Origin of the sequence: Ruminococcus sp. 1001713B170207_170306_F1 (genome assembly GCF_015668065.1) — a bacterium.
GTDB lineage: Bacteria > Bacillota > Clostridia > Lachnospirales > Lachnospiraceae > Blautia_A > Blautia_A faecis.
Genome location: NZ_JADPEX010000027.1, coordinates 16,675 through 29,375, shown reverse-complemented (window position 1 = coordinate 29,375; position 12,701 = coordinate 16,675). Strand labels below are relative to the sequence as shown.

Sequence of the window (12,701 nt, the reverse complement as noted above, 5' to 3'; positions counted from 1 at the left end):
TCTTATTATAAGGACTTTACTGTCTCTTTGATTGTAACCAAGGATTTCTTAGGTCCTGGAACAGCACCTTTAACTAACAGTAAGTTATTCTCTGTATCTACGCGTACGATCTCAAGATTCTGAACAGTTACCTGCTCGCTTCCCATATGACCTGGCATGTGTTTTCCTTTGAATACCTTGCTCGGATCAGAACAAGCACCATTGGAACCTGCATGACGATGATATTTGGAGCCGTGAGCCATAGGTCCTCTGGACTGTCCATGTCTCTTGATTGCGCCCTGGAAGCCTTTACCTTTTGAAACTGCTGTTGCATCGATGTGATCTCCAGCTGCAAAGATATCAGCTTTAATTTCCTGTCCTACCTCATATTCAGCAGCGTTCTCAAAACGGAATTCTTTAACGAATCTCTTAACTGCAACGCCTGCTTTTGCAAAGTGGCCTGTTTCCGGTTTGTTCACCAGTTTCTCTCTGATGTCGCCGAAGCCAACCTGAACTGCTGTATATCCGTCGTTCTCATCTGTTTTAACCTGAGTTACGACACATGGACCAGCCTGTAAAACGGTTACCGGAATTAACATTCCATCTTCGTTGAAGATCTGAGTCATTCCGACTTTGGTAGCTAAAATAGCTTTCTTCATCTTTCTTCCTCCTATAGCGGATTGCCCTTTCGGGTAATCATATAATAAATAGCTAAATGCTTATGCATTTACAAGATTAATTATTTTGCCTTCATCTTGATGTCGATATGAACACCAGCAGGCATTTCCAGTCTGGACAGTGCATCAACTGTCTTCTGGGTCGGAGCAATGATATCAATCAGTCTCTTATGTGTTCTCTGCTCAAACTGTTCTCTGGAATCTTTATATTTGTGAACAGCTCTTAAGATTGTAACAACTTCCTTCTTAGTTGGAAGCGGAACCGGTCCGCTAACTGTTGCACCATTCTTCTTAACAGTGTCGATGATCTTTGCAGCAGATGCATCCACTAACTGATGATCGTAAGCTTTTAATGTGATTCTCATTACCTGATTTGCCATAAAAAAAGTCTCCTCCTATTCGTACTCACTATCAGTACGACAAGCGGCGACTGTACACATCTCCGTGTGTGTCCTAAAACATCTTCCTGCTACGGACATTCTCTCACACGTCCCATCCCAAGATGGCTATTGAACTTGTACAGTGACTTGTCGTCAGTTTCCTAACTTGACATTCGCTCCACGGAAAACCCGCCTTACTCGGCGGCAACCTCGCGCTTCATTGCTATCATGTCACAGCAGTTATTAGTATACACAAAGGTTTTAAAAATTGCAAGTGTTTTTTTCAAAAAATCCAGATGTTTTTTTGTATTATTTTAAATACAATCTAGGGTGTATCTGAAAAAGGCTTTCTGCAAGATGTGAGTGTGTATATTCCAGTTTTTTCTTTCTTCCTATTATATAGTGCTTCTAATAGTTGTCCGTTATACTCCTGCTGGCAACTGTCAATCAGCTTTCATTAACAGTGGTTCTAAAGCCTCGCGAAGTCATTGTCTTTTCCTTAATAAAAAAAGAGAAGAGGCATCATCATCGAATGCCTCTTCTTTCCTATTATAATAATGAATCAATCTTCATCATCATAGTATTCATCTTCGTCCTCATCTTCGTCAGCAAAGATATCAGAATAATCAAACAAAGTAACCTTTGTTATCTCATCCTTCACAATGTCAGGAGCATCTCCTTCTTTCTTTGCTTTCGCAGCAAGCTGCGCCGGTGAATATCTTGGGATTGCCAGTTTCTTGATCTCCACTGGTTTATCCTCTTCTTCCTCATGAATCTCCGGAGCTGCTTTCTTCTTCGGTGCTGCCTTCTTAGTCTGTGTTGCAGGCTTAGCAGACTTCCTGACTGGTTTGGAGTCCTTTGCGGTAGCTGCTGCTACTTCTTTCTTCAGAAGTTCATGTGCTTCACTTGTAGCACTCTGTACAGCTCTTTGTGGCGCTTCCTCTTCCTCTACATCAAAATCGTCTTCATCGATTTCATCCACAAAGCCACCGGTACGGATCTTACGCTTCTCTTTCTTGCTGCGCTTGCCCTGTGCTTTGATCTCACGCTCTTCATCACGGTACTCACGCTCTTTACGCTTTTCTTCTTTCTTCAGCTCTTTACGGCTCTTCACGTATCCTGGTTCTGTATCCTCCGGATAGTCGTCATAATCATCCTGATCTTTTTTCCAGAGTTCTGCGATTACATAAAGAATAATCAGAAACAGAACGGTAAGTCCAAGAACAATCAGCCCCTCAATACTCTTGGTAGCTGCCATCAGATATCCGATAAACGGAATTGTTACAACAATTTTCGGAAGGTAGCTTCCAATTGCCACATTAATCGGCTGTCCCTGAGAAACAGTTGGATCCATAGCAGTACCTGTACCATTTGCGACATCAGCGCTGGCCAGTGTATAACGATACACTGCATTCTCATCATTTACAAGGATCGGTGTACCCAGAGCTGCTTCTTCGGTTTTAACCGAAATTGCATATGTAACAGATCCCATTGCCAGATTTGACTTGACTGTGGAGTCGTCTCTGATTTCAGTCGTCACTCCAAAGAATGGAGGAACCGCTAATGCAACCACACAAAGTATGGTACATATTACAACAAAATGTACTATAAATTTTAAAAACTTAGACATTGGTAACCATCCTCACTTTTTACGGCAGCCTTTACTGGTTGCTCAGATACTGTTCAATACTGCTCATCGCAGCTTCTTCATCTTCACCATTAGCAGAAAGTGTAATCTCCTCACCGGCGTCAAGTCCCAGTGTCATCATACCCATAATACTCTTGGCATTCACTTTCTTCTTACCTACTTCTACGTAGATTTCACTGTTGAACTGACTTGCCACCTGTACCAGCTGTGCAACGGGTCTGGCTTCAAGCCCTGTGGACAGGTGAATGGTGATTGGTTTTTTAATCATAATAACTCCTCCTTGTTTTCCCTCAGGTCATCTGCAAGCAGGCTTAATTTACGAAGCCGGTGATTTACTCCAGACTTTCCAACCTGTGGGTTCAACATCAATCCTAGTTCTTTAAGTGTTGCTTCCGGATACTGCAGCCGCAATCTGGCGATCTCTTCAAGTCCTTCATTCAGACTCTCCAGGCCCACCTTTTCCTCAAGAAGTCTGATATCCTCGATCTGCTTCACTGCTGCATTAACCGTCTTATTTATATTAGCAGTCTCACAGTTTACCTTCCGATTCACAGAATTGCGCATCTCTTTCAGGATACGGATATTCTCCAGATCCATAAGAGCTACATTTGCTTCCATAATAGCAAGCATGTCTACAATCTGCGCCCCTTCCTTCACATAGAGTACATAAGACTTCTTACGCAGAACCATCTTGGCATCTATATGAAAGCTGTGAATAATTTCCTGCAGCTGCCCGCTGATCTCCTGGCTGGGACATACAATTTCGAAATGGTATCCCTTCTGAGGATCACTGATCGAACCTGCCGAGAGAAAAGCACCGCGTACAAACGCCCTTTTGCAGCAATCCCTCTGATATACAATAGAATTGGATACAAGTGGCATCCCTCCGCTCACTCCCGAAAATTCCAGCTTGGCAGAATCCAGTATTTCCTTTACTAAAAACTGATCAATAATGGAAATACAATAAAGATTTCCCTTTCTGAAACGGTCAATCCGGGAATTTGATACATCTGTCTCTATATTAAATGTTTTTTGCAATAATGTAAAGCCTTTTCTTGAAAGTGCCTCATTTTCTGTCTGGATACGCAGGGATTTTCTCCCATCAGTTCCAGCCTCCAGGCTGCCGCAGAAAGTAAAGATTGCAGCCAGTTCCGCAATCCTGCAGTGTCTTCCGGAGCCGATATGCCTGGAAAGTTCTTCTTTCACCATCCCTGAAAAAGACATTCCACGATCTCCTCTTTCTATTTTTTCAATAGGCGATCTTTATCCACATCTCTGTGCTCCAATCGAAAACCATATTCACCATTTCTGGCAATCCGGCTGTACAACTCCCTTGCAATGGTAACAGAACGGTGCTTGCCCCCTGTGCAGCCAACTGCAATTACAAGGCTTGTTTTACCTTCCTGTGCATACTTAGGAATCAGGAACTCCACCATATCTTCCAGTTTATTTGCAAAAATCCTTGCGGTCTCATTATCCATTACATAATTAAACACGCTCTCATCCATACCGGTAAGGGGACGTAATTCATCCTCATAATATGGATTCGGAAGAAAACGCACATCGAATACCAGGTCTGCATCTGCCGGAATTCCATACTTAAATCCAAAAGACAGAACCGTGACCATCATATTACAGAATTTTTCATTATTTACAAAAATCTTCTCAATTTCCTGGCGCAGCTCCCTTGTAAGAAGGTGACTGGTATCAATAATATAATCAGCTCTCTTACGAAGAAAATCCATTTTCTGGCGTTCCAGACGGATTCCGTCATCTACCCTGCCGTTACTGGCAAGCGGATGGCTGCGTCTGGTTTCCTTATAACGCTTTACCAGCACGGAATCTTCTGCATCCATAAAAAGAATCTCAAAATCATATCCAGCTTCTTTCATATGATCCAGAACCTGTGCCAGTTCTTCCAGAGAGTGACCGCTTCTGGCATCAATACCAAGAGCCGCATTCTGGACTCCTTCTTCATGTACTTCCAGCATCAGGGAAGCAAATTTCTCCACCAATGGAATAGGAAGATTGTCCACACAAAAATAGTGGGCATCCTCCAGCATTTTCAGCACAGTAGACTTACCTGCGCCGGAAACGCCTGTAACAATTACAAATCGCATAATTTATCTCCTGCCGGGCAAAACAGTGTCACTGCTCACGGCCTGACCAGTAGCAGTAAAACGGACTCTTCTGCCTCTTATGTATCTTAAATCCATTCCAAAGGATTCTTCATGGCTCTAGAATTCTCCCAGAAACTTCACCTCTGGTTCAAGCTTCACACCAAATTTCTCCATAACAATTCTTTGAACATCAGACATCAACGTGGTAACATCTTTCGCTGTGGCATTTCCTGTATTGATCACGAAACCGCAATGCTTCTCAGAAACCTGGGCACCGCCTACCTGATAGCCTCGCAATCCGCTGTCCATGATCAGTTTGCCTGCAAAATAGCCCTCTGGCCGTTTGAAAGTGCTTCCTGCACTTGGATAAGAAAGTGGCTGCTTGCTGGTTCGCATCCCTGCTAGCTCCTGCATACGGCTGCGAATCTCCTCCTGATCACCCTTTTCAAGAGAAATGACAGCTTCCAGAACAATATAGCCTGCTTCTTTTATCACACTGGTTCGATAACCCATGTGAAGTTCATCTGCCTGCAAGGTCAGGACTCCGCCCTCTGGAGTAAGAACCGTGACTTCTTTCAGAACATCCTTCATTTCTCCGCCATACGCTCCTGCATTCATCACCACAGCGCCGCCTAAGGTTCCCGGAATTCCCCCTGCAAACTCAAAGCCAGTCAGCGATGCCTCTCTTGCAGCTGCAGCAATTCCAGATAAAAGAGCTCCTGCCTGGGCATGGATCCTGCTGTCTTCAACTCTGATCTGTCCAAAGTTTCTATACAGCTGCACTACTACTCCCTGATAGCCCTTGTCGCTTACAAGAAGATTGCTTCCATTTCCAAGAATAAAATACGGAACATTTTTTTCCTTACAAACAGCTATGATTTTCTTAATCTCATCAGCATTCTCCGGTACCAGAAAGAAATCTGCCGGACCGCCAATTCGGAATGTAGTATGCCTGCTCATAAGCTCCGCTTCCAGTATCCGGTTATCTTCCAGAATTTCCTGGAACCGCTGTTTTAAATTTACATTCACAGATTTACATCCTCTATCTTTCTATACTCAACTTTTCTATCAAATGATATCTGCGCCAATCCTATTCTTTCCATTGCCGCATCGTTTTATTATACTATTTAACTTCACAAATGTACAGAAAAAACGCATATTTTCCAAGATTCTTTCCATACTAAATGTTGTTATGACAGTTGCAAAACAACAAACTTTTCTCAGCGACAGGTTCGTTTCGTGAAAGGAGATCTCACCCATGCTCCAGCAAATTTTCCTATCCATAGTTGGCTTCTGCTCTGGAATCATCATCGCAGGCGGTGTAGTTGGCCTGCTTATCGGTCTTTCCATCGTTCCCCGCTATGCCGGTATCACTCATACAGGAAAACATATATTGTTATATGAAGATATTACGCTTCTTGGCATTGTATGTGGTAATCTTTTTTTCCTCTATGGCTGGCACATTCCAGGCGGAACCTTTACTCTGCTCCTTTATGGACTTTTTTCCGGTATCTTCCTGGGCGGATGGATCATGGCACTTGCTGAGATGGCAGATGTTTTCCCCATCTTTTCCAGAAGGATCAAACTGACCAATGGAATCCGATGGGTCGTGATCGCAGTGGCCTTCGGAAAAGCTTTGGGATCTTTGTATTATTTTTATAAACGGTGGTTTCCCTGAATTGCGTAAAAAAATCAACGCAGCTAATTTTCTATAATAAATAAGAAGGAACGTTTTTACCAGACTTTCCTTTTTTATCCTTCTTTGACACCTTGGCGCTTTCTTCTTTATTTTCTCCGGTGATTATCGGACATTCATCTGACAGGTCACGGTACCATTTCCGATAATCTGCAGGAGAACAGCCCATCTCTTTTCGGAAAGTCTCTGAAAAATAGCTTGCTCCTGCAAAACCATTTTCCACTGCAATATCTCCCATGGAAGCTGTCTTCTCCAGAACTGCATCCATACTGTTCCAAATTCTGCATTTCTGCAAATATTCGAATGGAGTCATCTCCATATGTTTCTTAAAGAAACGGCAAAAATCACCAGTGCTTACCTGACATGCTTCTGCCATAGCAGAAAGAGTCAGTTTCTCGTTACAATGCTCAGTGAGATATCCTGTCATACGATTCAGTTTCACCCGTTCTCTGATCACTGCATTCTTACATTCCGGACGCGGCTGGGCAAATTTCTTATAAAGACTTCCCCATGCAGTGAACAGCCAGCTCTTCATATCCAGTTCATAGGCCATATCCCTGCCTTCTGCTGTCTGCGCAGCGGCGAGAAGTGCCTGAAGAAGAATGTCTTCATCTGTATCTTCCTCAGCTGACGGCATAAACCTGCAATAAGCGAAGGATTCTGCTTCTGCAACCGGTGAAATATATTTATTCTGAAGGCTCTCATCTCCAGCTGCCAGATACTCTCCAGCCACCTCAATTATATAAAAACTGCTGCTTTCCTTCTCACTTCTGACCAGACGATAGGACTGTCCTGCATTGATAAATAACGCCTCGCCAGCTTCCAGATCTACTTTTTCCTGATTTATCTGACACTGTATTTCTCCTTCTTCTGCCAATAGAAAAGTGAATGCATTCCCACTGATGCATGGCATATGTCCAAATTCCGGCTGAAGCAGTCCCAGCTTATAGATTCTGATCTTATTCTCAGTTTCCTCTGTAAGGAGCTGTACTCCCTTCCCTATAAAATATTTTCCCATAAGGTACCTCTCTTCTTCGGTTTATAATATGAGGCTACTGTCATTCTGTTTATGAGCAATAGCATCATCTTCCGTAATAACTATAACAATACTATCATGATAGTATAAATTCAGCTAAAAAGAAAGTATATTTTACATATTTTTTCACATAATAATAGAAACCAAAAGGTTACTGTACTCTAAGCAAGCAATTCCATTCATCATAGCTACAGGAGGCATTTATGAACAGTTCCATACCAAAAGCAAAGCAGAAACAATACGCCGACTATGTAAAACAGATCACCCCTACCCACAGTCTTCCCATGAACATGGCAAAGGCTTTTCTCACAGGCGGTGTAATCTGTGTCGTTGGGCAGATTATAACAAATTTTGCAAAATCCAGAGGATTAGACCAGGATATGGCCGGTACCTGGTGTTCTGTTACCCTGGTTTTCATCAGTGTTATTCTTACTGGATTTAATATTTATCCAAAGATTGGAAAATTTGGCGGAGCGGGAAGTCTGGTTCCAATCACCGGTTTTGCTAATTCCGTAGCCGCCCCTGCCATTGAATATAAAACGGAGGGTCAGGTCTTTGGAATCGGCTGCAAGATTTTCACCATTGCAGGTCCTGTAATCCTTTACGGAATCATGAGTTCCTGGATTGCCGGAGTGATCTACTATCTTCTGAAAATAATGGAGGTGATTTCATGAATCCACAGACACCAGCCAGACTTACCGGTTCTGCCAGTATGAGCTTTCAGAATCCGGTTTACGTTGTAAGCTGTGCTTCTGTAGTTGGAAAAAAGGAAGGGGAAGGACCTCTTGGAAGCAAATTTGATCTGGTCTGCGAAGAACCTATGTTTGGAGAGGCTACCTGGGAAGCTGCGGAAAGCACCATGCAAAAAGAAGCAGCCGCATTGGCCCTTGGAAAAGCCGGACTTACTCCAGGGGATATCCGCATGACCTTCGCAGGTGATCTTCTGGCTCAGACTACCGCCTCTTCCTTTGGAATTGCCGGAATGGGAATCCCATTTTACGGACTTTTCGGTGCATGCTCCACCATAGGGGAATCCCTCTCTCTTGGCGCCATGTCTGTTGCAGCCGGATACGGAGAACATATTCTCTGTGCCACTTCCAGCCATTTTGCCAGCGCAGAAAAAGAATTCCGATTTCCTCTGGCTTACGGAAACCAGCGTCCTCTCTCAGCCACGTGGACGGTTACCGGGAGCGGTGCCTGTGTTCTCTCCGGAACTTTGCCTCTTCCGGAAATTCCGGAAAAGACTGATCCGCTAATTTCAGCAGAAGGATGTGTCCAAATAACAGGACTCACCACTGGAAAGCTGATTGACTTTGGACTTAAGGATTCTCTGAACATGGGTGGATGCATGGCACCTGCCGCCTGCGATACCATTTACCGGAATTTTTGTGACTTTGACCGAACACCTGATGATTATGATGCAATCTTCACCGGAGACCTGGGAGCTGTTGGAAAACGGATCCTGCTGGATCTGTTAAAAGAAAAAGGATATGATATAGAGTCCATTTATCAGGACTGTGGACTTTTAATCTTTGATGGTGAAACACAGGATACTCATTCTGGTGGAAGTGGTTGTGGATGCAGTGCATCTGTGCTGGCTGCTTATATTCTGCCGGAACTGGCAAAAGGAACCTGGAAAAAGGTGCTCTTTGTTCCTACAGGAGCATTGCTTTCCAAAACAAGTTTTAATGAGGGAGATTCCATTCCGGGGATTGCACATGCTGTAGTATTAGAGCATGTTTCAAAAAAAGATCAAAAGCAGTAAACTAAATAATTGTGCGTACTTCCTGTATAATTGCAGTCCTATAAGCCGTACTGTATTAATTATAATCTGTCTCTACCAACTATCTTTTTCTGTATCTATGAGGAGATGATTTCATGGACTATTTTAATGCATTCTGGGTAGGTGGCCTGATCTGCGCCCTTGTCCAGATTTTACTTGATAAAACCAAACTTATGCCTGGACGTGTCATGGTTCTTCTGGTATGCACCGGCTCTATTCTTGGCGCCATAGGCATTTATCAGCCTCTGATTGATTTCGCCGGTGCCGGTGCTGCTGTGCCATTACTTGGTTTCGGGAATACACTATGGAAAGGTCTGAAAGAAGCCATCGACACAGATGGTGTCATCGGGCTTTTCACAGGAGGCTTCACCGCCTGCGCAGCTGGTGTCTCTGCAGCCCTGATTTTTTCTTATCTGGCAAGCTGGTTTTTTAAACCGAAAATGAAAGAATAACAACGTACTTTATCCTTGCCTGAAACCAACATTTTTTACAATGGGAGTGAATTTCATGAGTGACACACTATACATCCAAACCGAAGAAAACGTGGAGGTTCATCACCCCCATGTCTATCTTCAGGACATTGCCAAGCTATCCTGCACCAATTCCAAAATTTTAAATCACCTAAGGGTTCTCCCGGTAGCAAACCTGGATCCGGACAAGACAGGCCGGTATGTGATTTCTGTTATGGATCTTATAAATGATATCCAGCTCAAAGAGCCTGATCTTGATATTACGCATATTGGCGAACCAAACTTCATCATCACCTATCAGAAGGAAGGAACTGTCAATATTGTTATAAGATGGTGCAAAGTCATATTTGTCTGCCTCGCCACCTTTTTCGGTGCAGGCTTTTCCATTATGACCTTTAACAATGACGTAGACATCCCCGCTCTATTTGAGCAGATCTACACCCAAGTCACCGGACAGCCCACAACCGGCAATACTGTTCTGGAAATCTCCTATTCCATCGGTATCGGTCTCGGCATCCTGTTCTTCTTTAACCACTTCGGAAGAATGAAACTCACCAACGATCCCACACCTATGCAAGTGCAGATGCGTCTGTATGAAGATGACATAAATACCACGATCATTGAAGATATTTCGCGAAATAAGAAGTGACCGCTCACAGTAACCCGTTCTGTTACTGTTCACTGGTAACGTTCCGCGAGATGTTTTTTGTGAACAAAGTTCACAGAAAACCCGAGAAGTGCGGCGCGAAATCATGCGAATGCTTGATTTCTGTGCATCGCGAAGCGCGTTACTGTGAACGGAGTGAACAGTAACCCGTTCTGCAGGATGTACGTCACAATTTGCATCAAGCCGTTGCTATTTTTATAAAAAAATGATACTATATCTCTATGTGAACGCTCTCTGTGAACACTTCTCCACAGGGAGCTTATTTTACCAGATGAGGAGGCACATCATGAACAATTACAGAATGGGAACAAAATGTGTTCAGGCTGGATATAAACCTGGCAATGGTGAACCAAGACAGATCCCGATTATTCAGTCAACAACATTCAAATACGACACCAGCGAGGATATGGGAAAGCTTTTCGACCTTGAGGCTGAGGGCTATTTTTACTCCCGTCTTCAGAATCCCACCTGCGACCATGTAGCAGCCAAGCTTGCATCAATGGAAGGTGGAACCGCAGCTATGCTTACTTCTTCCGGACAGGCAGCTAATTTCATGGCACTATTCAATATCTGCGAGTGTGGAGACCATATTGTAGCTTCTTCCTCCATTTACGGCGGAACCTTCAACCTGATCTCTGTTACCATGGCCAAAATGGGAATCACCGCAACCTTCGTTTCCCCAGATGCTACAGAAGAAGAATTAAACGCAGCTTTCAAGCCAAATACCAAAGTTATGTTCGGCGAAACCATTGCGAATCCGGCACTTACCGTCCTGGATATTGAACTTTTTGCAAAAGTTGCTCACGAACATGGGGTTCCCCTTGTAGTAGATAATACCTTTCCTACACCAGTAAACTGCCGCCCCATCGAATGGGGTGCTGACATTGTTACTCACTCCACCACCAAATACATGGATGGACATGGTGCAGCATTAGGCGGTGCTATAATTGATGGCGGTCACTTTGACTGGATGGCGCACAAAGACCGATATCCGGGACTTTGCACCCCAGATGAAAGCTATCACGGAATTACATATGCTGAGAAATTTGGAAAAGAAGGCGCATTCATCACGAAATGTACCGCTCAGCTTATGCGTGATTTCGGTTCCATGCAGTCCCCGAATAGTGCTTTCATCCTGAATCTTGGACTGGAGTCCTTGCATGTACGCATGCCGAAGCATGTGGAGAACGGACAGGCTGTAGCAGAATTTCTGGAAAGCCATCCGAAGGTAGCTTACGTAAATTACCCTGGACTTCCATCTAATAAATACTATGACAGAGCGAAGAAATATCTGCCAAACGGCGGCTGCGGTGTTGTTTCCTTCGGTCTGAAGGGCGGCCGTGAAGCAGCTTCCACTTTTATGCAGAACTTAAAGCTTGGCGCAATTGAGACTCACGTAGCAGATGCAAGAACCTGTTGCCTGAACCCTGCCACCTCTACCCACAGACAGATGACAGACGAGCAGCTCATTGAAGCTGGCGTACCGGCAGAGCTGATCCGTATCAGCCTTGGTCTTGAGGATAAAGAGGATCTGATCGCGGATATTTCCAATGCGTTGGATGCAATTAAATAATTGCAGGCTTTCCACAATAACGGATTGAAATTATAGAGTTTTACACTTTTTATAACTATTCCTACACATAAATCCCCATAACAGACCTTAAATTTGATCTGTTACGGGGATTTTTCTTTCCCTCACTAAAGCATATACCACGTCAATTATTTTCGATGGAGAACTTCCATGTTTTTTTTCCATATTATTGAACTTCGAATAAGCAATAACTTCTCCATCTCCATCTCCATCTCCATCTCCATCTCCATTTTTACATTTTTACAAATGCTATGCCAGAATTTTTTATTGTAATTCCAGGGCAGGTATGATACAATTTATCCGGTTAACGGAATGCAGCACCAGGGGGAGCGCCCTTGTGCTGCGGTCAGAATTTGTGATGACGAAAACCAGATTGCGAGGGAGCCCGTAAGTCCGGGTTGAGAGGATCCCGTCAGGATCGACCGAAACCTGTTCACCTTTTTTTGCAGGTGGATTGTCAGCATCTGCTCGAAAGTCATTTTCGATACATGCTGGGAGGCATGTATTTTTATTTATATGAATAATGAGCCCTTCTCACCATGGCATATTTGAGAATCCATTGCTGTAATCTCTATTCCCAGCTTTGCAGAAAATTTTTTCAAACATTCTATAGTAAGAAATTGGGCAATTTTCTCGTTATAACCGACTTCCAGC

The 12,701-nt window shown here is 43.7% G+C and carries 14 protein-coding genes; 6 read left to right on the top strand and 8 right to left on the bottom strand.

What is annotated here, in order from left to right; genetic code table 11:
• Window positions 1–5 precede the first annotated feature (5 nt).
• The 7 genes from rplC to murB form a co-directional block, all read right to left on the bottom strand.
• A complete protein-coding gene (rplC, locus tag I4V84_RS15235) occupies window positions 6–638 on the bottom strand; it encodes a 50S ribosomal protein L3 (protein WP_117852520.1) in 633 nt (210 codons plus the stop codon).
• A gap of 80 nt (window positions 639–718) precedes the next feature.
• A complete protein-coding gene (gene rpsJ / locus I4V84_RS15230; RefSeq protein ID WP_117852518.1) occupies window positions 719–1,036 on the bottom strand; it encodes a 30S ribosomal protein S10 in 318 nt (105 codons plus the stop codon).
• 562 nt (window positions 1,037–1,598) lie between these two features.
• Complete coding sequence (locus tag I4V84_RS15225) at window positions 1,599–2,666, bottom strand: hypothetical protein (RefSeq protein ID WP_195992801.1); 1,068 nt, start codon at window positions 2,664–2,666, stop codon at window positions 1,599–1,601.
• Between the two features lie 31 nt (window positions 2,667–2,697).
• Window positions 2,698–2,952, bottom strand: a complete 255-nt coding sequence (locus tag I4V84_RS15220) for an HPr family phosphocarrier protein (RefSeq protein WP_118581220.1) — start codon at window positions 2,950–2,952, stop codon at window positions 2,698–2,700.
• Window positions 2,949–3,908, bottom strand: coding sequence for a DNA-binding protein WhiA (gene whiA / locus I4V84_RS15215; RefSeq protein WP_118581223.1), 960 nt, complete (start codon window positions 3,906–3,908; stop codon window positions 2,949–2,951). Before whiA ends, I4V84_RS15220 begins: the two co-directional genes overlap by 4 nt.
• Before the next feature lie 17 nt (window positions 3,909–3,925).
• Complete coding sequence (gene rapZ / locus I4V84_RS15210) at window positions 3,926–4,804, bottom strand: RNase adapter RapZ (RefSeq protein ID WP_118581226.1); 879 nt, start codon at window positions 4,802–4,804, stop codon at window positions 3,926–3,928.
• Between the two features lie 117 nt (window positions 4,805–4,921).
• Window positions 4,922–5,833, bottom strand: coding sequence for a UDP-N-acetylmuramate dehydrogenase (murB, locus tag I4V84_RS15205; protein WP_118581229.1), 912 nt, complete (start codon window positions 5,831–5,833; stop codon window positions 4,922–4,924).
• 229 nt (window positions 5,834–6,062) lie between these two features.
• Here murB and I4V84_RS15200 point away from each other — a divergent pair, with 229 nt between their 5' ends.
• Window positions 6,063–6,482 carry a stage V sporulation protein AB gene (locus tag I4V84_RS15200; RefSeq protein WP_173716322.1) on the top strand — a complete coding sequence of 140 codons (420 nt, stop codon included), beginning with the start codon at window positions 6,063–6,065 and terminating at the stop codon, window positions 6,480–6,482.
• Window positions 6,483–6,513: 31 nt separating this feature from the next.
• Here I4V84_RS15200 and I4V84_RS15195 read toward each other — a convergent pair whose 3' ends face one another.
• Window positions 6,514–7,518 (bottom strand): AraC family transcriptional regulator, encoded by a 1,005-nt coding sequence (locus I4V84_RS15195; RefSeq protein WP_118581232.1) that lies wholly within the window; start codon window positions 7,516–7,518, stop codon window positions 6,514–6,516.
• A gap of 221 nt (window positions 7,519–7,739) precedes the next feature.
• On the opposite strand from I4V84_RS15195, the gene I4V84_RS15190 reads away from it, so the two are divergent.
• The 5 genes from I4V84_RS15190 to I4V84_RS15170 all read left to right on the top strand — a co-directional run bounded on the left by I4V84_RS15190 (window position 7,740) and on the right by I4V84_RS15170 (window position 12,029).
• The gene (locus tag I4V84_RS15190) at window positions 7,740–8,210 is read left to right on the top strand and encodes a SpoVA/SpoVAEb family sporulation membrane protein (protein WP_118581234.1); all 471 of its coding nucleotides are present in this window, start codon (window positions 7,740–7,742) and stop codon (window positions 8,208–8,210) included.
• Window positions 8,207–9,301, top strand: coding sequence for a stage V sporulation protein AD (locus I4V84_RS15185; RefSeq protein WP_195992799.1), 1,095 nt, complete (start codon window positions 8,207–8,209; stop codon window positions 9,299–9,301). The genes I4V84_RS15190 and I4V84_RS15185 overlap by 4 nt, the downstream gene beginning before the upstream one ends.
• A gap of 113 nt (window positions 9,302–9,414) precedes the next feature.
• Window positions 9,415–9,771: a SpoVA/SpoVAEb family sporulation membrane protein gene (locus I4V84_RS15180; protein WP_118581240.1), complete on the top strand. Its 357-nt coding sequence runs from the start codon at window positions 9,415–9,417 to the stop codon at window positions 9,769–9,771.
• 55 nt (window positions 9,772–9,826) lie between these two features.
• On the top strand, window positions 9,827–10,438 hold the full coding sequence (locus tag I4V84_RS15175) for a stage V sporulation protein AA (protein WP_118581243.1): 612 nt from the start codon (window positions 9,827–9,829) through the stop codon (window positions 10,436–10,438).
• Window positions 10,439–10,742: 304 nt separating this feature from the next.
• A complete protein-coding gene (locus I4V84_RS15170) occupies window positions 10,743–12,029 on the top strand; it encodes an O-acetylhomoserine aminocarboxypropyltransferase/cysteine synthase family protein (RefSeq protein ID WP_118581246.1) in 1,287 nt (428 codons plus the stop codon).
• The last annotated feature ends 672 nt before the right edge of the window (window positions 12,030–12,701 follow it).